Here is a 21,941-nt window from a genome sequence, read left to right on the forward strand (position 1 = left end):
CAATAGACGGGGCAGGGCGCCCCGGTTGCAATGACAGGTTAGGCTGTACGTTCAAACATCAGATCCCATACACCATGACCGAGGCGGTGACCGCGCTGCTCAAATTTAGTCAAGGGACGAAAATCCGGACGCGGTACATAGTCGTTGCTGTCAGACTGGTTAGCAAAACCAGGCGCTGACTGCATGACTTCCAGCATATGCTCTGCATAGTTTTCCCAGTCTGTTGCCATATGGAAAACACCACCGATACGCAACTTAGTGCGAAGCTTTTCAACAAACTCGGCCTGAACGATACGGCGTTTATGGTGGCGTTTTTTGTGCCATGGATCCGGGAAAAACAGCTGAAGTTTTGCCAGGCTACCGTCTGGGATGCAATCTGCCAGCACTTCAACCGCATCATGCTCAAATACGCGCAGGTTAGTGACGCCTTGTTCATCGGCTTCCATTAAACAGGCACCAACTCCCGGACGGTGCACTTCAATCCCAATAAAGTTCTGATCAGGCGCGTTTTTCGCCATTTCAACCAGAGATTTACCCATGCCAAAGCCAATTTCAACCACAACATCATTGTCGTTGCCGAACACCTCGGTAAAGTCCAGGCGACCCTGAGCGTGCTCCAGGCCCATCGTTGCCCAGCATTTTTCAATGGCGGCAGCTTGCCCTTTGGTCAGGCGGCCTTCACGTTTTACAAAGCTGCGTACTTTGCGAATGTACTTGCCTTCCTGCTCGGCTTGTTCCAGAGCGGTTTTACTCGATTCGTTCATGGTCTTCATCTTCGGTGTAAAAAATGGGCGCATATTATCGCTATTCGCAGCGCCAAGTACAAGAGCTTGACCTTTGAAAAAAGCTTCATACACTGGCGCGTGTATTAGCAAGTAAAAGCAGAGTCTCGCAATGACAGTAAATAATGAGCAAGCCCAGTGGTTTGCCAAGCAGGTTGTCGATTGGTATCAGTTACACGGACGTAAAACGCTGCCCTGGCAACTTGAGAAGACCCCTTATAAAGTTTGGGTGTCTGAAGTAATGTTACAGCAAACTCAGGTTGTGACTGTGATCCCGTATTTTGAGCGCTTTATGGCACGTTTCCCGACCATAATCGACCTGGCCGATGCACCCGAAGACGAAGTCTTGCATCACTGGACCGGCCTTGGCTATTACGCACGTGCGCGTAACTTACACAAAACCGCCAAAATTGTGCGCGATGAATATCAGGGCCAGTTTCCGCAAACGTTAGAAGCCGTGATGGCGCTACCTGGAATTGGTCGTTCTACAGCAGGGGCCGTGCTCTCTTTGTCTCTGGGTCAGCCTCACCCGATCCTGGATGGTAATGTAAAGCGTGTCCTGGCGCGTTTTTTTATGGTTGAAGGCTGGTATGGCGTTAAGAAGGTCGAAAATGAGTTGTGGGCTCTGACAGATGCGCTGACACCAAAAGATCGTGTTTCGGAGTATAACCAGGCGATGATGGATTTAGGGGCAAGTCTGTGCAGTCGCAGTAACTTTGACTGTGAGGCTTGTCCTCTGGTCAGCCGTTGTCAGGCATATCAAAAAGGCAGAGTGAAGGAATTTCCAAACTCCAAGCCGAAAAAAGCCAAACCCAAAAAAGCCGCTTATCATTTAATAATTCGTGCGGATAACAAAGTGCTGATGGAAAAGCGCCCCAGCAGTGGCATCTGGGGTGGCTTGTTTGGTTTCTTTGAGTTTAGCGAGCTGACCGAGCTTGAGACCTTTTTGGCGCAACAGGGGATTTCGGGCGCTCGGCAAACGTTGTCGCCATTTGTCCACATATTTACCCACTTTGAATTGACTATCACCCCAGTGGTTGTTGAATTAAGCGCGGTTCCTGACTGTGTTCACGATAATCCGCTCTTATGGTACGCGCTGGCACAGCCGGCAGAGGTTGGCTTAGCGGCACCGACTAAAAAGTTGGTTAAAGTCTTAAAGGCAATGGGGTAAACTTAGCGACAACGAATGCATAGAGGGTAAAGAGATGGCACGTACCGTATTTTGTCAAAAGTTACAAAAAGAAGCTCCTGGACTTGATTTTCAACTTTATCCGGGAGAAGTTGGCGAACGCATCTTCAATAATATCAGCAAAGAGGCGTGGCAACAGTGGCAGCATAAACAGACTATGCTGATCAACGAGAAGCACTTAAACATGATGGACCCTGAACACCGTCAGCAGCTTGAAGAGCAAATGGTGGGTTTTTTGTTTGAAGGTAAAGACGTTGAGATTGAAGGCTACCGCCCAAAAGAAGGGTAATCACCTCAACAAAAAAGGCTGCAGTTGCAGCCTTTTTTAATGTCTGTTTACAGTTAGCTTTAGTAGCTGCGATCAACTGCCAGCTTAGCCAATGAGATCAGGGCCGTTTTGTACTCAGACTCGGGTAACATACCGAGTTGCTCAATCGCTTTTTGTGATTCTTGACGGGCACGCTCCATGGTATGTTCCAGCGCTTGCGTCTGCTCAAGAGTTGCCAGGATATCGGTCAGGTTATCGAGCCCGTTACCATTGGATATGGCATCGCGGATCTGCATTACCTGAGCTTCACTACCGTGGCGCATTGCGTAAATTAACGGCAGGGTGGGCTTACCCTCGGCTAAGTCGTCGCCGATATTTTTACCCAGTTGCTCCGCGTTGGCACTATAGTCGAGGACGTCATCGACCAGCTGAAAGGCTGTGCCTAGATGCATACCATAGAGTTTAAGGGCTTCTTTTGTCGCTTCTGGCTTGTTCAATACAACAGCAGGAAGCATAGTGGCGGCTTCAAACAGCTTGGCTGTTTTACTATATATTACCTGCATATAGCTTTGTTCTGTGGTGTCTGGATCGTTGCAGTTCATCAGCTGTAACACCTCACCTTCAGCAATCACATTGGTTGCATCAGCCAGGATTTGCATCACTTCCATATTTTCCAGCCCAACCATCAACTGAAATGAGCGAGTGTATATAAAGTCGCCCACTAAAACGCTGGCGGCGTTACCAAATTCGGCGTTAGCTGTAGGCTCACCACGACGTAACGCTGATTCATCAACAACATCGTCATGTAACAAAGTGGCAGTGTGGATAAATTCGATGATAGTTGCCAGTGTAATGTGCTTGTCGCCCTGATAGCCCAATGCCTTGGCAACCAAAAGTGCCAGCATCGGACGGATCCTTTTACCACCACTATTGACTATATATAAGCCAAGTTGATTAACCAGTGCGACGTCAGATTGCATTTGGTCGCTGATAAGTTGATTAACGGCAAGCATGTCTTGCTCAATCAATCTCTGGATCGCTTTGATATCCATAACGCTCCGAGCTAAAGCCTCATTCAGGGATGTTCGAGTCGCAAGTGTACATTAAAAATCACCACGACTCGATAACTTGCCGTGATAGAGGTTAAAAAAACGGTGCTTTTGTATGTTTTTTGTTCTCAAAGCCTGTTTGTGATCACAATTCCTGTGCGGAAAAAGCAAAAAATAGCTTGGCTTATCACACCTTTTCGTTAGAATAAATGAAAATATTATTACGCCCTCAAGTTAGCTATTTTTTATTCATTTATTTGCGATCTAGGGCTTGCGCGAAGTAGCACATTAGCGTAAACTTCGCGCCCTATTGAAGAATATTAAGTTGCGTCGATTTGAGGGCGCACAGACGGAGTTAATTATGTACGCGGTTTTCCAAAGTGGTGGTAAACAGCACCGTGTGACTGAAGGTCAAACAATTCGTCTAGAGAAACTAGACGTTGAGACTGGTGCATCAATTGAATTTGATTCAGTACTTCTTGTAGCTGATGGTGAAAAAATCGAGATCGGTGCGCCGTTCGTAAACGGTGGTAAGATTACAGCTGAGGTTGTATCTCACGGTCGTGGCGAGAAAATTAAGATCGTTAAATTTAGACGTCGTAAGCATTCTCGCAAGCAGATGGGCCACCGTCAGTGGTTCACTGAAGTTAAAATCACTGGCATTAGCGCTTAATTTTTAGAGGTACAGAAAGATGGCACATAAGAAGGCAGCTGGTAGTACTCGTAACGGTCGCGATTCAGAAAGTAAACGCTTAGGTGTTAAGCGTTTCGGTGGCGAATCAGTACTTGCGGGTAACATCATTGTTCGTCAACGTGGTACTAAGTTCCACGCTGGTACTAACGCAGGTATCGGTAAAGACCACACAATCTTCGCAAAAGCAGACGGTAAAGTTGTTTTTGAGCAGAAAGGTCCTTTGAACCGTAAATACGTTAGCATCATTGCTGAGTAATCGGTAAAAAGAATACTGAAAAACCCCGCTTAGGCGGGGTTTTTTGTTTTTATAGAGCAGAGCCTGAATTTTGCTCTAACCTTATTCCTGTCAAAAACGCGCCACAGACCGGTAGTTAGGCATTTGACCATGCTGATCAAGCCGCTATGAACTTGCTATAATAGCAGGTGCTGAACAACCAGTAAGAGAGTAACCATGAAGTTTGTCGATGAAGTAGAGATCCGCGCGGAAGCCGGAGACGGTGGAAGCGGTGTCGTTTCATTTCGCCGCGAAAAGTTTGTACCCGACGGTGGCCCGGATGGGGGCGACGGTGGAGACGGAGGTAGCGTCTATCTTGAAGCAGACGAAAACCTCAATACCCTGATTGACTATCAGTTTGAGCGTTTCCATCGTGCCGAGCGTGGCACCAATGGTCATGGTCGCAACATGACAGGTAAAAAAGGGTCCGATCTGATCCTGAAAGTACCGGAAGGGACACGCGTGACCGATGTCGATACTCAGGAGTGCCTGGGCGACTTGACTAAGCATGGACAAAAACTACTGGTCGCTAAAGGCGGTTATCATGGCTTGGGTAATACGCGATTTAAGTCGAGCACAAACCGCGCGCCGAGACAGAAAACGCTGGGAACACCTGGCGAAGTGCGCAACCTTAAGCTAGAGCTAATGCTGCTGGCGGATGTTGGTTTGCTGGGGCTGCCAAACGCGGGTAAATCTACCTTTATTCGTAGCGTGTCTGCGGCAAAGCCCAAAGTGGCGGATTACCCATTTACCACTTTAGTGCCTAACCTGGGGGTGGTGCGTGCAGAAGCAAACAAGTCATTTGTCATCGCCGATATTCCAGGTTTGATCGAAGGGGCATCCGACGGGGCTGGCCTTGGGATCCGCTTTCTGAAGCACCTTGAGCGTTGCCGTGTATTACTACATATTGTAGATGTAATGCCTGTGGATGGCACAGATCCGGTTGATAACGCGTTCGCTATTATCAATGAGTTGCATCAGTACAGCCCTAAACTTGCAAATAAACCGCGCTGGCTGGTGCTGAACAAAATTGACTTACTTGCAGAGGATGAGCTCGAAGAGGTGTGTCAGCGCATTGCCGAAGAGCTGGATGCAGAGCATGTATATCGGATCTCTGCTGCAAATAAGTTCAATACTCAGCAACTGTGCTATGACATTCAGGGGCTGCTGGACAGCATGCCACGTGACAAGTTCGAAGAGCAGGAACAGGAAGAAGTCGAATTTAAGTGGGATACATACCACCGTCAGGCAACCCAGGATAACGACGATGATTGGGATGACTGGGATGATGATGACTACGATGTAGAAGTCGTCTACGAACGATAAGCGCAATCCGTATTTGAACTCACCTAAGCGGATTGGCATAAAAAGGGCCGATGGCCCTTTTTTAGTATAAAAGTATGAGTGGAGTATGTTGTGATAATATCAATGATTGCTGCGATGGCAAACGGGCGTATCATTGGCGATGAGAACGCCATGCCCTGGCATTTACCGGCCGACTTGAAACATTTTAAAGCGGTTACCTTAAACAAACCTGTGGTGATGGGGCGCAAAACATTTGAATCTATAGGTCGACCGCTCCCCGGCAGACGTAATATTGTGATCAGCCGCAATCCAAATTACAGCGCCGAGGGTATTGAGGTGGTTTCATCACCACAAGACGCTTTGACTTTGGTTGATGGATGTGAAGAAGTAATGATCATTGGAGGTGGAAATATTTATGAACAGTTTCTACCCTTAAGTAACAGGCTCTATTTAACCTACATAGACTTAGATGTTTCAGGTGACACGCGCTTTCCGGACCATACTCAGGTGGGTGAATGGCACCAGATTGCATGCGAAGCTTTTGAAGCAGATGAGAAAAATTTGTATAGTTATAAGTTCGTAACTCTAAATAAAGGAATATAACTTTGTTGCTAACAATTGTATTGGTTGATACAATATTGAGCGTTTGTTCTTACGAAAAAAGTACTAGGTGATTGGTGATGAAAGTAATTCCTTTAGTTATTGGTGTGAGTCTTGGCGTTTCTGCATTAACAGTAAGTTTTGCGAGCAAAGCAAACGATCAGTTAGCCGTGTCTTTGTGTGAATACATTGCGGCCGACGATAAAAGACGTATCCGTAGTACACTAAAGAGCTCTCGGGTTAAAATCCGTAACGTATACGACTCAGTACAGTGTAACGGTAACAACATGCTGCGTCATGCCATCGCTAATAACGCGGTAGATGCAGGTGAATTTATCGTCAAAAGCCTGCCTAAGAGTGCACTAGAAGACGGTGCTGATATCGCTTGGGCCGAGAGCAATGGTCACGGTGGTTCTGCTCTGATTGCAGCCATCAAGAAACGTGCTGGTTTGTAACAAATCTACTAGACTTAACGTCTGATAAATTACAGTATTTTTAATGCCCGACACAGTGAGTGAGCGGGCATTTTTATTGGTGTGCACAGTACAAGTATGTTACTAAACTTGCACTGCCAGCTTATTCGATTAGAATACTCGTCACAAAACTATTTAATGGTGAGAACTCCCTCCACCACTTCACTTTAAGTAATAATGGATGAATTATGAAAGCTGTAATACCCGTCGCTGGACTTGGTACGCGCATGCTACCTATGACAAAGGCAATTCCCAAGGAAATGCTGCCTCTGGTCGATAAACCTCTTATTCAGTACATTGTGAAAGAGTGCGCAGCTGCGGGCATTTCCGAGATAGTCCTAGTCACTCATTCATCAAAAAACGCCATTGAAAACCACTTTGATACCAGTTTTGAGCTAGAGGCTACATTGGAGAAGCGTGTTAAGCGCACGCTGCTTGAAGAAGTACGCTCAATATGCCCAGACGGCGTTACTATCATGCATGTTAGGCAAGGTGAGGCTAAGGGGTTAGGTCATGCTGTAATGTGTGCAAAGCCTATTGTTGGTGATGATGACTTTGTGGTGGTTTTACCTGATGTGATCCTGGATGAGTATACGGCAGATCAGAGTAAAGAAAACCTGGCTGCTATGGTCAACAGGTTCTCTGAAACTAAGCTGAGTCAGATCATGCTTGAGCCCGTGCCGCAAGAAGATGTGAATAAGTATGGTATTGCAGATATCCAGGGTGTTGAACTCAAACCGGGCGAAAGCGCGCCAATCAAACATATGATTGAGAAGCCACCTGTTGATCAAGCACCTTCCAACCTGGCTGTTGTAGGTCGTTATGTCCTTTCGCGTAATATCTGGCCATTGCTTGAGCGTACACCGCTGGGAGCCGGTGGTGAAATTCAGCTTACCGATGCAATTGATATGCTGATGGAAAGCGAAACTGTAGAAGCATTCCACATGAGTGGCCGAGCACATGACTGCGGTGATAAGTTAGGTTATCTGAAGGCCATCGTTGAGTATGCGATGCGCGACGAGAAGCTTGGCAATGAGTTTAGTGAGTTTGTGAAGTCACTGTAGTGATGCTCACCATCTAGGTATACAGCCCGCCATGATGTCGGGCTTTTTTATGCCCATGATTTGTGAAGTGGCTGCTCATAAGGATAATGAGCATACCTACTGACCATGACGCTCAGTAAAGCGCTGCCAGTGAATATTGGGGTTAATGACCCTGACCTGAGTGAGGATCTGTTTGAGCTGGTGTGGCTGGGGTTGAGTGAGAACCTGCCCATCATTCTTAAGCCCTAGCAAATAGAGCATGGCGGCCTTGTTACCCTGCTGGATGGCCGAGATATGGACCTGCTGTTCAAAGTTCAGCCTCAGGCTACTGATGGCGGTTTTCATGCCTTGCTGGTCGACATTGGGCAGACCACATTTTTGCAAATACCCCAGCCTTTCTCCTTCTCCGGAAAACCAGATCCTGACTTTTTCACTGAAGCGGCCTGATTTAGCGGGTAAGTCAAACATCAGCCGGGTGTGACCCTGGCGCTCCACAAAGTGCAGATAATCCTGTAATCCGGCGTGCCAAAGTGCAGGGTGAATGGGCACAAATCGGGCCTGTAACTTGCCATGAGTCGTAAAAGTGAAGCCGCGCACTTGTTCTTGTTTAGTGATATCTGAGAGGGTTAGATTGCCAATCTCGTCACTGTAGGCACCGGTGTAATATGCCAGCACTGGCAACCAAAAGTGCCAGTGTTTCGGCTGTTCACGCTTTTGCTTTTCATCACCATAAATGTAGCCGTTAAACAGAGTGTACAGCTCCATATTGGAAAATGCGCGTCGGCCTAAATGAGATTTCATAAGATAGCGCTATACCTTGTGCCTAAATAGTTCACACAATTCAAAGGATTACTAAGAATGAGTTGAGATAAGTTTATCGGCTTTTAGCAATAAGCAAAAGTCTAATATCAATGTAGTAGCCAGATACTACCTATTTAGCTGCGACTACGCGTATGATCGGCCAGGTAGGTTAAGCAGGTGATCCGCAACAAAGAGGCCAGGTTTTTTACCTCACCCTGACGCTCCAGCACCTCCTGATAGAGGGTCGAGACAAATTCGGCCACACTGAGCTGCTCTGCGGTCGCTATCTCCTGTAGCAGGTCCCAGATCTGACGCTCCAGTGCCAGGCTGGTTACGGCTCCCTGGATACGCATCGAGCGGCGTATGACCTCATAGCTGGCGGGATTGGCCGAAGCATATAATTCACACATAAGAGGACTCCTTGATGGCAAAACTCATTCACAGCATGGTTAGGGTAATGGACTTGCAAAAATCCCTGACATTTTATCACGATGTATTAGCACTGAGCGAGCGCAGGCGCATTGAGTTTGATGATTTTAGCCTGGTCTACCTGGGCAATGAAGAGGCCGAGTTTGAACTGGAACTGACCTGGAATCATAACTCCGGGCAGCCTTATGAGCTGGGCAATGGTTATGGTCATATTGCTGTAGTAGTGGATGATTTGGCTCCAGTGCATGCAAAGGCACAGGCGCTGGGTTATCAGCCCAAAGAGATGAAGTCGTTCTACAACGGCGACACTTTGGTAGCTCGTTTTTTCTTTATTGCCGATCCCGACGGCTACCAGGTTGAAGTCATTGAACGTTCAGAGACGTTTAAATAAGTCATGGATAATCCATGACTACGCCATGGCAAATTCACTGCGGTTGGGCAGCCAGCGCTGGATCAATGGCTCAACGGCTTGTGGATGCTGTTGCAGCAGGGTGAAAGCCAGGCTACGCACCTGAGGCAGTAGTACTTTGTCGCGGCTCAGATCGGCAATTTTCAGCTCGGCCAGGCCGGTCTGGCGAGTGCCCAGTACTTCACCTGGGCCGCGGATCTCGAGATCCCGCTCGGCAATGACAAAACCATCATTACTGTCGCGCAGTACACCCAGGCGTTTTTGCGCCGTTGCTGACAAAGGCGCATGATAAAGCAGCAGGCAATGCGACGCGATATCACCACGGCCAACCCGGCCACGTAACTGGTGCAACTGAGCCAGCCCCAGGCGTTCCGGGTTTTCTATGATGATCAGGCTGGCATTGGGCACATCCACACCCACCTCTATGACCGTGGTTGCAACCAGCACATGACTTTGCGCCTGCTTAAAGTCTTGCATGATCTGCTGCTTTTCCTGCGCTTTCATACGGCCATGAACCAGGGCTATATTCAGCTCCGGCAGCGCTTTGGTGAGCTGCTCTGCGGTGTCTTCTGCCGCCTGACATTGCAAGGCTTCCGATTCATCAATCAAAGTACAGACCCAGTACACCTGTCGCTGTTGCTCAATACAGGCGCGCCGCACTCGCTCAATCACTTCTTCGCGACGAGTATCCGGAACGGCAACGGTTGTGATGGGGGTACGTCCGGGAGGCAGTTCATCGATCACTGAGGTTTCCAGATCGGCATAGGCCGTCATTGCCAGTGTCCGCGGGATTGGCGTGGCCGTCATAACCAGCTGATGCGGATAGCAGTCGTTAAACTTACCCTTTTCGCGCAAGGACAGGCGCTGATGAACACCAAAACGGTGTTGCTCATCAATGATGATCAGGGCCAGATTGCTAAACTGCACCTGCTCCTGAAACAGTGCGTGAGTACCAACTACCATTTGCGCCTGACCTGAGCTGATGCGCTCAAGCACTCGCTCGCGCTCTTTCCCTTTGGTTTTACCCGCAAGCCAGACGACTTCAATACCCAATGTTGCAAACCAGTTTTGGAAATTGATGTTGTGCTGCTCGGATAAAATTTCCGTTGGTGCCATCAATGCCACCTGGTAGCCCTTGGCAATGGCGGTCAGCGCACTCAATGCTGCGACCAGGGTTTTACCTGAGCCAACATCACCCTGCACCAGACGCATCATAGGGTAGGGCTGTTGCAAGTCGCCTTTGATCTCGGCCACCACCCGGCTCTGTGCCGCGGTAGGTTTAAAGGGGAGTTGAGCCAGAAACTCCGTCTCTAATAGGTTGTTGGGCGGTAGTGATACGGCCTTGACGGCCTGACCTTGCTGCCTGAGCTGTAGCAGGCTGAGGTTTTGTGCCAATAATTCTTCAAACGCCAGGCGTTGTTGTGCCGGGTGTTGTCCTAACTCCAGCTGGTCCAGCGCTACGTTCTGAGGCGGCTGGTGGAGTGTCAGCAGGGCCTCTTTTAAGCTCAGCTGATTGGGGCGGAACTGCTGCGGCAGATGGTCGTCAATATCGTATTTGTGCAGTAAAGCAACGGCCTGTTCGGCAATGGCACGAATGCTCAGTTGCTTAAGTCCTTCCGTCGTCGGGTAAACCGGCGTGAGGGTATCGGCGCCTTGCGGTGTATCACTCAGCTCATCGCGAATACTGTATTCTGGGTGCGCCATTTCCAGTCCGACCCGGCCACGGCGCACTTCACCAAAACAGCGCATGATTTTGCCGCTTTGCATGGCATTTTTTTGCGCCGCACTGAAGTTGAAAAAGCGCAGGGTTATGCGGCCGGTGCCATCGTTTATCTGACACACCAGCATACGGCGTTTTCCGAAGGTGATATTAGCCTGCTCTATTTCGCCCTCCACACTCACATGAGTGTGCGGCATCAGCTCAGCGATACGATAAGTTCTGGCTCTGTCTTCATAGCGCAATGGCAGGTGAAACAACATGTCCTGGACACTGCGGATCCCCAATTTGGCCAGCCGCTCTGCGGCCTTAGGGCCGACTCCCTTGAGGTCGGTGATGGCGTACTGGGCTAAATTGGGGTGCGACATAATTATCCTTTTTGACTGAACTTCAGTGTGTTCCAGAAAGCCTCGTCGGCAACGATCTCCCCAACTTCATCTAGCGCCGGGTAGGGCAGGCCTTTTTCTACGCAGCGATTAGCAATGATTGGGTGACAGCCTTCAAACAATAGCTTATGTTTGATTGCCGGGTCGAGCATATCGTTGCGCTGATACAGCCCCGCTTCCTCACGCTGACGTTGTGCTTCATATAAGATCAAGGCTGCAGCCACTGAGACATTCAAAGACTGTACCATACCAGCCATTGGGATCACGATATGCTGATCGGCATGTTCCAGTGCCCGGTCTGAGATCCCCAAACGTTCCTGTCCAACAATGACGGCGGTTGGCTTAGTATAATCAATCTCGCGAAAATCTACGGCGGTATCGCTGAGGTTGGTGGCCAGCAGCTGAATACCCGGGTTTTGTGCACGGATCGCGGCAACGGCCTGATCTATGTCGTCGTGCATATGGGTTTCTACCCAGTTTTTACTGCCACCTGAGGTGTTATTGGTCAGGCGTCTTTGTTCCTGCGGCCATACCGCATGCACATGATGGCAGCCGACCGCATCGGCTGTACGCACTATGGCCGACAGATTGTGGTGTTTGTGGACTTCGTCCAGGCACACAGTTAAATCAGTCTGGCGTTGATCCAAAATGCGCTTCACGCGCTGAAAACGGTTTTCTTCCATCAATTACAGCTCTTAACTACAAAATTGCCGCGATTATAACAAAAAGCGCCTCCCTAAGGCATTACTTCACGCATGATTGGTGCCTGCAAGGAGATCAGGGTCTCGGTTGACTGAATTGCTTCTATGGTTTGGATCTTGTTGATCAGCACATCCTGAAGGTGATCGATAGAGCGCGCCATCACTTTGATAAAAATGCTGTAATTACCTGTGGTGTAATAGGCTTCTACAACTTCTTCAAACCCTTCCAGTTGCTCAATGGTAGCCGGGTAATCCCGTGCATGTTTGAGGTTTACGCCGATAAAACAACAGACATCATAGCCCAGCTGTTTGGCATCTATGCTGACCCGGGTGCCGACGATAATACCGGCTTGTTTCATCTTTTCGACCCGCACATGAATGGTCCCGGCACTGACGGCAAAGCGTTTGGCCAGTTCGGCATAGGGGGCTCTGGCATTGTCCATTAAGGCATGAAGGATAGAACGGTCGAGATTATCGATTTGATAATTTTCCATGGATATTTCACACGTCAATTATTGATTCGATAATTATTAAAGCGGATTTTTAGCGAAAAAAATAGTGTAAAGGTGTTTTTGTTATGGAGTATTGAATCTTTGCTCGTTTTTGTTGAGGATAGATTTAACGCAGCAAGCCTGCACCGTTATTCAACACCATTGGGAATGAGGAAACCTATATGTTGCAACAGTATCTGCAAACACAACAGCAAATAGCCCGTGCAAAAGCACTTTTTTCACAACAACTGACTGACAAGTTAGGCCTGATTGAAGTCCAGGCACCTATCCTGGCAAAAGTAGGAGATGGTATTCAGGATAACCTCAGCGGTACCGAAAAAGCCGTAAAGGTGAAGGTGAAAACTTTGAGTGACAGCGACTTTGAGGTCGTGCATTCACTGGCAAAATGGAAGCGTAAAACACTTGGCGATTATGGCTTCGGCGCAGGGCAGGGGCTCTATACGCATATGAAGGCGTTACGTCCGGACGAAGACAAGCTGTCACCGATCCACTCTGTGTACGTTGATCAGTGGGACTGGGAGCAGGTGATCTGTGCGCAGTCAGAGCGCTCTTTGGATAAACTCAAAGAAACGGTTCAAACTCTGTACAGCGCTATTCGTGAAACCGAGCAGCAACTGGCCTCTGAGTACGGGTTGACGCCGTTTTTGCCGCAGCACATCACCTTTGTACACAGTGAAGAGCTGCGTCGCATGTATCCGGATTTTACGCCCAAACAAAGAGAAAAAGCGATTGCTCAGGAGTATGGTGCGGTATTTCTGATTGGGATTGGCGGCGAGCTGGGTGATGGCAAAATCCATGACGTCAGAGCACCGGACTATGACGACTGGTCGACACCCACGTGCGATCAGTACCAGGGCCTCAACGGTGACATTCTGGTCTGGAACCCGGTACTGGAAGATGCGTTTGAAATTTCGTCCATGGGGATCCGGGTATGTCCGGACAGCCTGCAGCGTCAGCTTAGCCTGACTCAGGATGAACAAAGACTGGAGCAGGACTGGCATCAGAGCCTGCTGGCAGGGGCGTTGCCACAAACCATTGGCGGCGGCATTGGTCAGTCTCGTCTGGTGATGCTGTTACTGCAAAAGCAACATATTGGTCAGGTCCAGGTTGGTGTGTGGCCTGAGCGCATTAAAGCTGAAGTTTCTGGGTTACTTTAGACGCGATGGCAACACACGGTAAGGGAGCCCGGTTGGGCTCCCTTACATCTTAAATTCAATTTCGATTTTGCCTTCAATCAGTCTGGCACTGCACGGGGGGTAGCTTCGGGTGGTTTTATACACTTTGTCGAAAATATGGATCTCGACACCCGAGTGCAAAGAGGTATTGACGACCAGCTGAGTGTTATCGAGCAAGTCGTGCAGGGTATGATCTAGTTCCGACAACTGATGTTCCAGTGCCTCGGCCTGTTTGCAGTAATGTTGTTGTGTCGCGCCGATTTTGGCCAGCAAGGTTTTTTTCTTTTCGGCGTCTTTTACGTGGTCGGCTTTTTCGACCGCTTTTTGCAGGTTATTGATCTGCTCATCGGTCTGGCTCAGCTCCTTCAGGCACAGATCGGTGCGTTCGGTGATCTCCATGCCACTGCGTGCCAGGTAAATCGCCATGGTTGCGCCTGAGCTGCTGCCCACTTCGCCTGCCACCAGCATCTTAGCATCAAAAATAGTGCCGCCAATGAGCTTACCTTTAGGCGATTCATCCAGACCAACCTGCAACAGGTTACGCGCTTTGATATCGCAGTGATTGCTTTGCTTTTGGATAAAGACATTCTGGCCTTCGAGATAAGTGTACTGACCGTGGGTGATATGAACATCGCCTTTGGCTATCAGGCGACAGGTCAGGCCCTGATCGTCGTTGCTGTGATCCAAATGGCCAATCACGCCACCGCGTACTTCGATGTTGCCATCCGAAATGAGCTCACCCGACTCTACGGTGCCCATTACAGTGATATCGCCATGGGCTTTTATTTTCATGCCCGGATCGACATTGCGGGTAACCAGCACACTGCCGCTAAATTCAATATGGCCACTGCGCACATTAACATCAGCAATGGTAAAGATATCGTCTACCCGCATACCATTGGGAATATCGGACGGGCAGCCCGCGATGGTCGAAACCAGTTGCAGCGGATTGGTCGGGGAGATCTCGGTGCCTTCACCGGCCACCAGCTGAAAGCTGTCTCCGGGTTTAGGCGCTATGCTGTCGCCGGTAACTGTAAAGCCTTCTTTACCTGGGGTTGCCGGCTTTTGTGTAACCAGCAAGGTGCCGGGCGCAACGCTTGCCAGAGCGCCAAAGTCGCGCATATCCACTGTGCCATCTTCACGCAATTTAGGTTGTTTCAGGCGCTCTTTTAATGTTTGTACATGCGGCATGAGCTTGGCCGGGGTGCCATTTTCAGGTGGCCGCCCTTGGGCGACAATACCGGTGACTTCACTACCCGGCGGGGATTCCAGCTGCTGCTTGAGTAAGTTTTCGAGGTAGACCTGTTTATAGCCTCGGGTTACGCCCACTTTCACGATGGCACGCTTGGCGTCTTCAAGGCTGATCATCTTGCCACCCTGAGCTGTGGTGAGTCTGGCGATGGCCTGCATTTTGTCTTCGCTGAGCGCCACTTCTATGTGTGCATCTTTTTGCTGCCCCACAATCAGCTGCGCTGCGGGGGTATCTTGCTTAAAGTAAGCAGCAATGGACTCGTGATCGATTGCGCAGTCAGCATAAGGTGAGCGCTCGAGTGCTTCAACCACAAACGCTGCACTGGGGGGCGACGCGGCGGCGACGTCCATCAATATATTGCCATTTTTTGCGAGTTTAAACACAGGCTTATCCTTATTGCTTATCACTTACTACGATGCCAAATACCTCAAATTGCCAAAAAGTGCGGCTATTTCAGAGTCGCACTAAGCGCTCTGCATATCACCAGATTGCTAAATTAATAGTATGCGGTCAAGTGTTTAAGATCAAAGTTAAGATGATGAAATATCGGCGCTCAGATAAGCAAAAGCCCGCATAAAGCGGGCTTGGTAGTTGTACAACCTGGGTACGGGTATTAGTTGGTTGAAGGCAGCTCCATGATGCCGTCAATCTCAATTTGTACGCCCTTAGGTAGCTCTTTAACACCAATGGCAGCACGTGCCGGGTAAGGCGTTTTAAAGTGCTGGCTCATGATCTCATTCACCGTGGCAAAGTTGCTCAGATCGGTCAGGAAGATGTTTACCTTAACCATGTCCTGTAGCTGGCCGCCTGCTTCTTTACATACGGCCGTCAGGTTTTTAAATACCTGTTGTGTTTGCTCTGCGAAATCTTCAGAGATTACTTCCATTGTTTCAGGCACCAAAGGGATCTGCCCCGAAAGGTAAACCGCCGTACCGACTTTAACTGCCTGACTGTAGGTGCCGATTGCCGCCGGCGCCTGATCGGTTGAAATAATGGCTTTATTCATAGTCTTTCCTTTATCGCTTCCTGGTTACACGTTGTACATCTGGCATCACCCGGATCCGGCGCATAATATTCGCCACATGGATCCTGTCTTTAACGGTGACACCCAGGTCTATCACGTACAGGTTGCTCTCTTTTTCTTCGGTTGCTATCTCCACAATATTGGCTTGTGTACTTGCAACCACATTGGTTAATTTGGCCAACGCACCCTGATGGTTGATTATCTCAACCCGCAGTGCTGCGATGTATTCTTTCTCGGGGTTATCTTCCCACTTTACCACAAAGTACTTAGCGCGTTCATTGCGCCAGCCTTTGATGTTTTTACATTCCTGACGGTGGACCATTAAGCCCTTACCCTGACTGACGTAAGCGGTAATGTCGTCACCCGGAACCGGGCGACAACATTTGGCATACGTCACCAGCATGCCCTCTGTACCAATAATAGGCGCTTTGGCTTTTTGTGCCAGGCTCTCAATAGCATCATCGGCTTGCAGCAGGCGTTTGGCCACCAGCATACTCATGATATTGCCGTTGCCAATTTCTACCAGCAGCTCCAGTACGGTATTGAGCTCATGCTCTTCCAGTACTCTGTCTATCTGCTCGGTGGGAATATCGTCCAGCTTATGTTCACCCAGTGCGGAGTCAAGTAAGCGTCGGCCCAGCAGGATAGATTCTTCCTGGTGCTGACTCTTAAGGTAGTTGCGTACGCCCAGACGCGCTTTACCCGTGACGATAAAGTTGAGCCAGGTGGCATTAGGGTGTGCGCCCGAACTGGTAATGATCTCAACAGTCTGGCCGGTATCCAGCGCTTTACTCAGTGGGTAAGGCTTGCGGTTAACGCGTGCGCCAACACAGGTGTTTCCTACGTCGGTGTGAACGGCATAGGCAAAGTCGACCGCCGTGGCGCCCATAGGTAACTCAATGATCCGCCCATCCGGCGTAAAGACATAAATCTCTTCCGGGAACAGCTCTGTTTTAACGTTTTCAACAAACTCAAACGACGAGCCGGCGCTTTGCTGCAGCTCAAGCAGGCTTTGCATCCACTGTCTGGCGCGTTGCTGTGCGGTGTGACCCGAGCTGTCACCGGCTTTTTTATACATCCAGTGCGCTGCCACCCCTTTGTCGGCCATATGATCCATATCGTGGGTACGAATTTGGATCTCCACCGGAATACCGTGCGGCCCCACCAAGGAGGTATGCAAAGACTGATAACCATTGGTTTTGGGTACCGCGATATAATCTTTAAAGCGGGTTTCGATGGGTTTATAGAGGTTGTGTGCCACACCCAATACCCGATAGCAGGTATCTATGCTGTTGACGTTGATACGAAAAGCATAAATGTCCATCACTTCGTTGAACAGCAGCTCTTTGTTGAGCATTTTTTTGTAAATGCTGTAGAGATGTTTCTCGCGGCCACTGACCGAGGCATCAATCCCAGCTTCTTCCAGGCGCGATTCAATCTCAGACTGAATATTGCTGATCACTTCTTTACGGTTACCGCGTGCTTTCGCAACTTCTGATTTAAGTGCTCTGTGACGCATTGGATATAAAGCCGCAAAGCCCAGATCTTCTAGCTCGTTCTTAATATCGTGAATACCAAGGCGGTTGGCGATGGGAGCAAAGATCTCCAGGGTCTCACGGGCTATCCGGCGGCGCTTTTCCGGGCGCAGAAAGCCCAGAGTCCGCATATTGTGCGTGCGGTCAGCCAGCTTGATCAGGATAACCCGAATATCTTGGGTCATGGCCATGATCATTTTGCGGTAGTTTTCGGCCTGGAACTCTTTTTTGTCTTTAAAGTCGAGTTTATCCAGCTTACTGACGCCGGCCACCAGCTCGGCAACGGTATCGCCGAAGATCTCGGCCAGATCTTTTTGGCTGAAATCGGTGTCTTCAATCACATCATGCATCAGGGCCGCCATCAGCGTTTCATGGTCCAGCTTCATACTGGCCAGGATCTGCGTGACTTCAACCGGGTGGGTAATATAAGGCTCGCCGCTGGAGCGGGTTTGCCCTTCATGCGCTTCGCGGGCAACCACGTAGGCTTTTTGCACCAGTTCCACATCTTCGGGTGGCAGATACTCTGATATTTTTTTCTTTAAGCCTTCAAACAGATACATTCACACTCCAATGTTCCAGCGAAGTTACACCAATGACGCAATAGCATATCCTGCGCTCAGGCTATGTTGCTTGATTGGTATTAATAATAAGTTAAGTACTGAATATACGATGAATTGACTTCGAAGCCAATCGACTAACCAATTTATTAGTCTGAAAATGAGGTGTTCAGCGGCCTGTGACGCAGAAACAATAACGCCAGCTAAAAAAGCTGGCGTTATTGTTATACAGGTCGCAGTGGATTAGCGATTGCCACCCACAATTGCAGCAACAGCAGCAAGCTCAGCAGCTTCCTGAGTTTGTTGCTCTTCGCGATCGATCATGTCCAGTGAATCGCTGGTGACCATGCCTTTTTCGATCTCGCGCAATGCGATTACGGTTGGCTTGTCATTTTCAGCTTCAACCATAGGGTCTTTACCACCGACTGCAATCTGACGAGCGCGACGCGCTGCAACAAGAATTAGGTCGAAACGGTTACCAATTTTATCTACTGCGTCTTCTACTGTTACGCGAGCCATCGAAGCACTCCAAAAAATTCAATACATTTAGCAAAGGGCTAGTCTACTAAAAAGCACCGGATTCGCCAAGTATATGGTTAAAAAATATCGGGCCATCAGAGTCTGGGGTTGCCGTGCGGGCAGGCCTCAGACCTAAACTCGATACAGGGTACGATGAAAGCGGGTTATTTCAATAACTCTGCAATCAACGCGTGCTGGCTCAGTTGTTGCTTTTTCAGCTCCAGCCGCGCTGCCACCACAATATGCTCTAATTCATTTAAAGCGGTATCAAAGTCATCGTTAACCAGCAGGTAGTCAAATTCATTGTAGTGTGAGCACTCAGATTTAGCCTGCTCCATGCGCGAGGCTATGACTTCCTGAGAATCCTGACCTCGACTATTAAGGCGCTCTTCCAGCGCCTGTTTAGAAGGTGGCAGAATAAAAATGGTTTTTACTTCAGGCATCAGCTCGCGCACCTGACGGGCACCTTGCCAGTCAATGTCGAGGAATACATCGATACCGGCAGCTAACTGGGCTTCAATCGCCTGTTTCGAAGTACCATAGTAGTTGTCGAATACCTGTGCCCATTCAAAAAAGTCATTCTGATTGATTAAGGTTTTAAACTCATCGACCGAGACAAAGTGATAGTGCTCGCCGTTATTCTCACCCGGACGAGGCGCACGGGTTGTATGAGACACCGAGACCCTGACCTTATCTTGTCTTTCCAGCAGGGCTTTAATCAAACTTGACTTTCCGGCACCAGAAGGCGCTGAAAGAATAAACAAATTACCGCGATTTTGATGTGGCATACGTCAGACCTATCAGGTTGCAATGCAGCGATGTGCGCATAAGCACAGCGCTGGTTGTCCAAAAGCGTTATTTTAATGCCATATCGTTTAACTTACCAGCACCGGGATACTCAATCCGTGCGTTGCAACACAAACATCTGATAGCCGAACTCGCCAAGATACTGCTCATAGATGGCAATTTCCCGGGCCATATCCTGCAGTGCCAAAGAGTTGGGCTGGTGGCTGAGGCGGCGTGTGACTTCGGCTTTGAGCGGTTCATAATAGTCCGCCCAGGCCTGCTGACTCAGCGTAAAGTGCGCCAGAACCTCGAAGCCAACCTGTTCAATCTGTGCCAGCCGCACTGCAATGGCTTGCATATCAGGGTACTCCTGTTGCCAGAATAAGCGCGCCTGTTCTGAGGGCGCATCCTGTAACCACACCAGATCGCTGATCATTAAGCAACCGGCTGAACTCAGAAGCGGGCGCCAGGCATTCAGCGCTGCTGCAAAGCCCATGATATAAGCGGAGCTTTCGGCCCAGAGCAGATCAAAGCTGCCAGGTGCAAAGGGCAGTGCGGTCATACTGGCGCACAGCGGCGTGACGCGTTTATCCAGTCCTTTACGTTGTAGCCGCTGTGCCAGACTCTGGATTGCCTCAGCTTCGTTATCCACCGCTGTGATCTGCGCCTGCGTTTCACGAGCGAACAACTCGCTGGCAAAGCCTTTACCGCAGCCGATATCCAGCACATTTTGTGGTGCAAAAGGAACATGCGCTAACGCCTTGCGCGTATCGGCATCATTGCCCGGTCCCCAGCGTTCCAACTGATGAAAGACCGCCATAAAGTCGGCCATATAAGTATCGTGTTCGTTCATGTCTTTTGATAACCATTTTAAATAGAGGCTTTGCTGTTCATCAAAGCCTTGTTGTTCAAGCCAGTTTCGATGTGCATCGGGTGCCAGTTTGTCGGCCTGTGTATGCCAGTCGCGCAGCGAGCCACGGCCAAGCAGCGCCGACAACAAGCTAAGCGCCTGTTGCTTGTGTGTTATCTCGGCTTCCAGCTCGGCGAGCCTGCGGCTCAGTACCGTGCGGTCTAGTTTGGCCTCCAGCGCCTGCTTGCACTCGCTCAGCGTCAGCCCGCCAGCCTGTAACTGTTGCAGCAGCCGCACCTTTTGCAGGTCCTGCTCGCTATATAGTCGATAACCATTACTGGCGCGACGGCCACAGAGCAGTCCGCGCTTTTCGTAATACAATAAAGTAGAGCGCGACAAACCCAGCTGCGCCGCCAGCTCAGAAATTCGATACATCAAATCCGGCTCCTCCTGTCAGCCTGACTTTGTAAAACCCTGTCAGGCGGTAACGAATGAAAACGATAAACTATGAAGTTATAGACAGGTCAATGGCCGGGAGCAAAATTTAACTGCAGATAAAGTGTGTGATGTGAGTTTAAGCACAGCAAGCTGAGGCAATATCACGAGTAGTGCTATCGAATAGGCTTATAAAAGTATTCATAAAGGATTTGTGTTGATGTTAACTTTGTTTCCAAAATGTTGCTATTTGTGGTTTTGCTTGCTAGGTTAGCTGCAGGAATAAATAGGGAGATGCATGCGCGTGAAAAACAGTCCTGATAAGCGCAATCACAAAGTGGAGAATTTCAGGCGCTATGTGCAGCGCTCAATTCGTCAGTTAAGACACCATAGAGGCTGGTCCCAGCAAGAGCTGGCCAGGCGGCTGGGTGTTGACCAGGCGACCATCAGTAACTACGAATCTGGCAAAACCGATATGAGTTACGCTCAGATGTTCGAACTGTTTCTGGTTTTTGGTAAAGACCTGACCGGCGTACTGAAGTTAACCGACCTTGAAGAACAAAGTCCTTCAACAGATGAAAAGCCGGAAAAGGAGTGATCCATGAGTGAAATATATGCGGTTATGGAATACGCCCCTATTGCAATGATTTTGTTGGGTTTGATTCTTTGTTGGAACATCGCCACAGCGAGATGGTTTCTATTGACTTATGGTCTTTTTGAAACGTTTGAATTGGCGACTTTACCAATTACGTTGCAATGGACTACGCACTATTATATCGCGGATATCTTCGTGAGCTTGATGTTTCTTATCCCCATAGTCTATAGAAGAAGTTTTGCGTATAAACTGTATACATGGTTGGGCTTTGAGTACTTTCTTACTGTCTATAAACGCCAAACTTTATCCATACAAGAGTGTTGTATTCTTCTATTACTCGCTTTGATGTGTGTCGTTAATTTTATTACATGGATAGAAATACTGGCTTACAAGAGCTATCTGATTGACTCTGTACCTTTTAAACTCTATTTACGAGACAATATTATGTTAGCAATCCATGTGATTTTGAGCCTTGCTTTGCTGGTATTTGCTATTAATGCCCCGGTAAGGGATAGTGAGTTTAATCATGAAGGCGCTAGCTGAGTTTTCATTTTATACACAGTCAGCACTGAGACATTAAA

25 protein-coding genes are annotated in these 21,941 nt (G+C 48.9%); 12 read left to right on the forward strand and 13 right to left on the reverse strand.

The features are described from left to right. Positions 1 to 38: 38 nt before the first annotated feature. Positions 39 to 764 (reverse strand): tRNA (guanosine(46)-N7)-methyltransferase TrmB, encoded by a 726-nt coding sequence (gene trmB / locus C3B51_RS09510; protein ID WP_125717102.1) that lies wholly within the window; start codon positions 762 to 764, stop codon positions 39 to 41. A gap of 130 nt (positions 765 to 894) precedes the next feature. Between trmB and mutY the strand changes: the two genes are divergently transcribed. Further along, positions 895 to 1,953, forward strand: coding sequence for an A/G-specific adenine glycosylase (gene mutY / locus C3B51_RS09515; RefSeq protein ID WP_125717103.1), 1,059 nt, complete (start codon positions 895 to 897; stop codon positions 1,951 to 1,953). 34 nt (positions 1,954 to 1,987) lie between these two features. Beyond that, positions 1,988 to 2,260 carry an oxidative damage protection protein gene (locus C3B51_RS09520; RefSeq protein WP_046006237.1) on the forward strand — a complete coding sequence of 91 codons (273 nt, stop codon included), beginning with the start codon at positions 1,988 to 1,990 and terminating at the stop codon, positions 2,258 to 2,260. 59 nt (positions 2,261 to 2,319) lie between these two features. Here C3B51_RS09520 and ispB read toward each other — a convergent pair whose 3' ends face one another. Continuing rightward, entirely contained in the window at positions 2,320 to 3,291 is a 972-nt protein-coding gene (gene ispB, locus C3B51_RS09525) for an octaprenyl diphosphate synthase (RefSeq protein WP_125717104.1), read from the reverse strand. Between the two features lie 358 nt (positions 3,292 to 3,649). On the opposite strand from ispB, the gene rplU reads away from it, so the two are divergent. The 6 genes from rplU to galU all read left to right on the forward strand — a co-directional run bounded on the left by rplU (position 3,650) and on the right by galU (position 7,698). Next, positions 3,650 to 3,961: a 50S ribosomal protein L21 gene (rplU, locus tag C3B51_RS09530; protein WP_010383520.1), complete on the forward strand. Its 312-nt coding sequence runs from the start codon at positions 3,650 to 3,652 to the stop codon at positions 3,959 to 3,961. A gap of 19 nt (positions 3,962 to 3,980) precedes the next feature. Beyond that, positions 3,981 to 4,238, forward strand: coding sequence for a 50S ribosomal protein L27 (gene rpmA / locus C3B51_RS09535; protein ID WP_010383519.1), 258 nt, complete (start codon positions 3,981 to 3,983; stop codon positions 4,236 to 4,238). Positions 4,239 to 4,433: 195 nt separating this feature from the next. Next, positions 4,434 to 5,582, forward strand: coding sequence for an Obg family GTPase CgtA (gene cgtA, locus C3B51_RS09540; protein ID WP_130244893.1), 1,149 nt, complete (start codon positions 4,434 to 4,436; stop codon positions 5,580 to 5,582). Positions 5,583 to 5,672: 90 nt separating this feature from the next. Beyond that, a complete protein-coding gene (folA, locus tag C3B51_RS09545) occupies positions 5,673 to 6,164 on the forward strand; it encodes a type 3 dihydrofolate reductase (protein ID WP_206074698.1) in 492 nt (163 codons plus the stop codon). A gap of 77 nt (positions 6,165 to 6,241) precedes the next feature. Then, positions 6,242 to 6,616 carry a DUF3718 domain-containing protein gene (locus tag C3B51_RS09550; RefSeq protein WP_125717107.1) on the forward strand — a complete coding sequence of 125 codons (375 nt, stop codon included), beginning with the start codon at positions 6,242 to 6,244 and terminating at the stop codon, positions 6,614 to 6,616. Positions 6,617 to 6,822: 206 nt separating this feature from the next. Continuing rightward, positions 6,823 to 7,698 (forward strand): UTP--glucose-1-phosphate uridylyltransferase GalU, encoded by an 876-nt coding sequence (galU, locus tag C3B51_RS09555; RefSeq protein WP_125717108.1) that lies wholly within the window; start codon positions 6,823 to 6,825, stop codon positions 7,696 to 7,698. A 96-nt stretch (positions 7,699 to 7,794) separates the two neighbouring features. Here galU and C3B51_RS09560 read toward each other — a convergent pair whose 3' ends face one another. Together C3B51_RS09560 and C3B51_RS09565 are read right to left on the reverse strand one after the other, a co-directional pair. Continuing rightward, entirely contained in the window at positions 7,795 to 8,478 is a 684-nt protein-coding gene (locus C3B51_RS09560; RefSeq protein ID WP_206076623.1) for a hypothetical protein, read from the reverse strand. A gap of 134 nt (positions 8,479 to 8,612) precedes the next feature. After that, positions 8,613 to 8,888, reverse strand: coding sequence for a ribbon-helix-helix domain-containing protein (locus C3B51_RS09565; protein ID WP_046006231.1), 276 nt, complete (start codon positions 8,886 to 8,888; stop codon positions 8,613 to 8,615). A gap of 14 nt (positions 8,889 to 8,902) precedes the next feature. Between C3B51_RS09565 and C3B51_RS09570 the strand changes: the two genes are divergently transcribed. Continuing rightward, the gene (locus tag C3B51_RS09570; protein WP_130244894.1) at positions 8,903 to 9,298 is read left to right on the forward strand and encodes a VOC family protein; all 396 of its coding nucleotides are present in this window, start codon (positions 8,903 to 8,905) and stop codon (positions 9,296 to 9,298) included. Between the two features lie 18 nt (positions 9,299 to 9,316). Here C3B51_RS09570 and recG read toward each other — a convergent pair whose 3' ends face one another. Genes recG through asnC form a run of 3 tightly spaced genes read right to left on the reverse strand, consistent with a single transcriptional unit; the run spans position 9,317 to position 12,614 of the window. Further along, positions 9,317 to 11,401 (reverse strand): ATP-dependent DNA helicase RecG, encoded by a 2,085-nt coding sequence (gene recG, locus C3B51_RS09575; protein ID WP_130244895.1) that lies wholly within the window; start codon positions 11,399 to 11,401, stop codon positions 9,317 to 9,319. 2 nt (positions 11,402 to 11,403) lie between these two features. After that, positions 11,404 to 12,102 carry a tRNA (guanosine(18)-2'-O)-methyltransferase TrmH gene (gene trmH, locus C3B51_RS09580; RefSeq protein ID WP_046006228.1) on the reverse strand — a complete coding sequence of 233 codons (699 nt, stop codon included), beginning with the start codon at positions 12,100 to 12,102 and terminating at the stop codon, positions 11,404 to 11,406. Between the two features lie 53 nt (positions 12,103 to 12,155). After that, positions 12,156 to 12,614, reverse strand: coding sequence for a transcriptional regulator AsnC (gene asnC / locus C3B51_RS09585; protein ID WP_130244896.1), 459 nt, complete (start codon positions 12,612 to 12,614; stop codon positions 12,156 to 12,158). A 179-nt stretch (positions 12,615 to 12,793) separates the two neighbouring features. Here asnC and asnA point away from each other — a divergent pair, with 179 nt between their 5' ends. Next, on the forward strand, positions 12,794 to 13,789 hold the full coding sequence (gene asnA / locus C3B51_RS09590; RefSeq protein WP_130244897.1) for an aspartate--ammonia ligase: 996 nt from the start codon (positions 12,794 to 12,796) through the stop codon (positions 13,787 to 13,789). 42 nt (positions 13,790 to 13,831) lie between these two features. On the opposite strand, the gene C3B51_RS09595 is transcribed toward asnA, so the two are convergent. From C3B51_RS09595 to C3B51_RS09620, 6 genes are all read right to left on the reverse strand, one after another. Further along, a complete protein-coding gene (locus C3B51_RS09595) occupies positions 13,832 to 15,442 on the reverse strand; it encodes a DUF342 domain-containing protein (RefSeq protein WP_130244898.1) in 1,611 nt (536 codons plus the stop codon). A 230-nt stretch (positions 15,443 to 15,672) separates the two neighbouring features. Next, positions 15,673 to 16,065, reverse strand: coding sequence for a RidA family protein (locus C3B51_RS09600; RefSeq protein ID WP_130244899.1), 393 nt, complete (start codon positions 16,063 to 16,065; stop codon positions 15,673 to 15,675). A 10-nt stretch (positions 16,066 to 16,075) separates the two neighbouring features. Then, on the reverse strand, positions 16,076 to 18,178 hold the full coding sequence (spoT, locus tag C3B51_RS09605; protein ID WP_046006225.1) for a bifunctional GTP diphosphokinase/guanosine-3',5'-bis pyrophosphate 3'-pyrophosphohydrolase: 2,103 nt from the start codon (positions 18,176 to 18,178) through the stop codon (positions 16,076 to 16,078). Between the two features lie 240 nt (positions 18,179 to 18,418). Next, positions 18,419 to 18,694, reverse strand: a complete 276-nt coding sequence (rpoZ, locus tag C3B51_RS09610; RefSeq protein ID WP_046006224.1) for a DNA-directed RNA polymerase subunit omega — start codon at positions 18,692 to 18,694, stop codon at positions 18,419 to 18,421. A 164-nt stretch (positions 18,695 to 18,858) separates the two neighbouring features. Beyond that, positions 18,859 to 19,482 carry a guanylate kinase gene (gmk, locus tag C3B51_RS09615; RefSeq protein WP_125717114.1) on the reverse strand — a complete coding sequence of 208 codons (624 nt, stop codon included), beginning with the start codon at positions 19,480 to 19,482 and terminating at the stop codon, positions 18,859 to 18,861. Positions 19,483 to 19,592: 110 nt separating this feature from the next. Beyond that, a complete protein-coding gene (locus tag C3B51_RS09620) occupies positions 19,593 to 20,765 on the reverse strand; it encodes a MerR family transcriptional regulator (protein WP_130244920.1) in 1,173 nt (390 codons plus the stop codon). 304 nt (positions 20,766 to 21,069) lie between these two features. Between C3B51_RS09620 and C3B51_RS09625 the strand changes: the two genes are divergently transcribed. Continuing rightward, positions 21,070 to 21,363, forward strand: a complete 294-nt coding sequence (locus C3B51_RS09625) for a helix-turn-helix transcriptional regulator (protein ID WP_046006275.1) — start codon at positions 21,070 to 21,072, stop codon at positions 21,361 to 21,363. 3 nt (positions 21,364 to 21,366) lie between these two features. Then, positions 21,367 to 21,903, forward strand: a complete 537-nt coding sequence (locus C3B51_RS09630; RefSeq protein ID WP_130244900.1) for a hypothetical protein — start codon at positions 21,367 to 21,369, stop codon at positions 21,901 to 21,903. Positions 21,904 to 21,941 lie beyond the last annotated feature (38 nt).

The organism is Pseudoalteromonas rubra, assembly GCF_004212645.1.
Taxonomy (GTDB): domain Bacteria; phylum Pseudomonadota; class Gammaproteobacteria; order Enterobacterales; family Alteromonadaceae; genus Pseudoalteromonas; species Pseudoalteromonas rubra_G.

What these genes read in the sequence shown, in the direction of transcription:
- trmB (WP_125717102.1), bottom strand. Translation starts at nt 764, where the DNA reads ATGAACGAATCGAGTAAAACCGCTCTGGAACAAGCCGAGCAGGAAGGC.
- mutY (WP_125717103.1), top strand. Translation starts at nt 895, where the DNA reads ATGACAGTAAATAATGAGCAAGCCCAGTGGTTTGCCAAGCAGGTTGTC.
- C3B51_RS09520 (WP_046006237.1), top strand. Translation starts at nt 1,988, where the DNA reads ATGGCACGTACCGTATTTTGTCAAAAGTTACAAAAAGAAGCTCCTGGA.
- ispB (WP_125717104.1), bottom strand. Translation starts at nt 3,291, where the DNA reads ATGGATATCAAAGCGATCCAGAGATTGATTGAGCAAGACATGCTTGCC.
- rplU (WP_010383520.1), top strand. Translation starts at nt 3,650, where the DNA reads ATGTACGCGGTTTTCCAAAGTGGTGGTAAACAGCACCGTGTGACTGAA.
- rpmA (WP_010383519.1), top strand. Translation starts at nt 3,981, where the DNA reads ATGGCACATAAGAAGGCAGCTGGTAGTACTCGTAACGGTCGCGATTCA.
- cgtA (WP_130244893.1), top strand. Translation starts at nt 4,434, where the DNA reads ATGAAGTTTGTCGATGAAGTAGAGATCCGCGCGGAAGCCGGAGACGGT.
- C3B51_RS09550 (WP_125717107.1), top strand. Translation starts at nt 6,242, where the DNA reads ATGAAAGTAATTCCTTTAGTTATTGGTGTGAGTCTTGGCGTTTCTGCA.
- galU (WP_125717108.1), top strand. Translation starts at nt 6,823, where the DNA reads ATGAAAGCTGTAATACCCGTCGCTGGACTTGGTACGCGCATGCTACCT.
- C3B51_RS09560 (WP_206076623.1), bottom strand. Translation starts at nt 8,478, where the DNA reads ATGAAATCTCATTTAGGCCGACGCGCATTTTCCAATATGGAGCTGTAC.
- C3B51_RS09565 (WP_046006231.1), bottom strand. Translation starts at nt 8,888, where the DNA reads ATGTGTGAATTATATGCTTCGGCCAATCCCGCCAGCTATGAGGTCATA.
- C3B51_RS09570 (WP_130244894.1), top strand. Translation starts at nt 8,903, where the DNA reads ATGGCAAAACTCATTCACAGCATGGTTAGGGTAATGGACTTGCAAAAA.
- recG (WP_130244895.1), bottom strand. Translation starts at nt 11,401, where the DNA reads ATGTCGCACCCCAATTTAGCCCAGTACGCCATCACCGACCTCAAGGGA.
- trmH (WP_046006228.1), bottom strand. Translation starts at nt 12,102, where the DNA reads ATGGAAGAAAACCGTTTTCAGCGCGTGAAGCGCATTTTGGATCAACGC.
- asnC (WP_130244896.1), bottom strand. Translation starts at nt 12,614, where the DNA reads ATGGAAAATTATCAAATCGATAATCTCGACCGTTCTATCCTTCATGCC.
- asnA (WP_130244897.1), top strand. Translation starts at nt 12,794, where the DNA reads ATGTTGCAACAGTATCTGCAAACACAACAGCAAATAGCCCGTGCAAAA.
- C3B51_RS09600 (WP_130244899.1), bottom strand. Translation starts at nt 16,065, where the DNA reads ATGAATAAAGCCATTATTTCAACCGATCAGGCGCCGGCGGCAATCGGC.
- spoT (WP_046006225.1), bottom strand. Translation starts at nt 18,178, where the DNA reads ATGTATCTGTTTGAAGGCTTAAAGAAAAAAATATCAGAGTATCTGCCA.
- rpoZ (WP_046006224.1), bottom strand. Translation starts at nt 18,694, where the DNA reads ATGGCTCGCGTAACAGTAGAAGACGCAGTAGATAAAATTGGTAACCGT.
- gmk (WP_125717114.1), bottom strand. Translation starts at nt 19,482, where the DNA reads ATGCCACATCAAAATCGCGGTAATTTGTTTATTCTTTCAGCGCCTTCT.
- C3B51_RS09620 (WP_130244920.1), bottom strand. Translation starts at nt 20,765, where the DNA reads ATGTATCGAATTTCTGAGCTGGCGGCGCAGCTGGGTTTGTCGCGCTCT.
- C3B51_RS09630 (WP_130244900.1), top strand. Translation starts at nt 21,367, where the DNA reads ATGAGTGAAATATATGCGGTTATGGAATACGCCCCTATTGCAATGATT.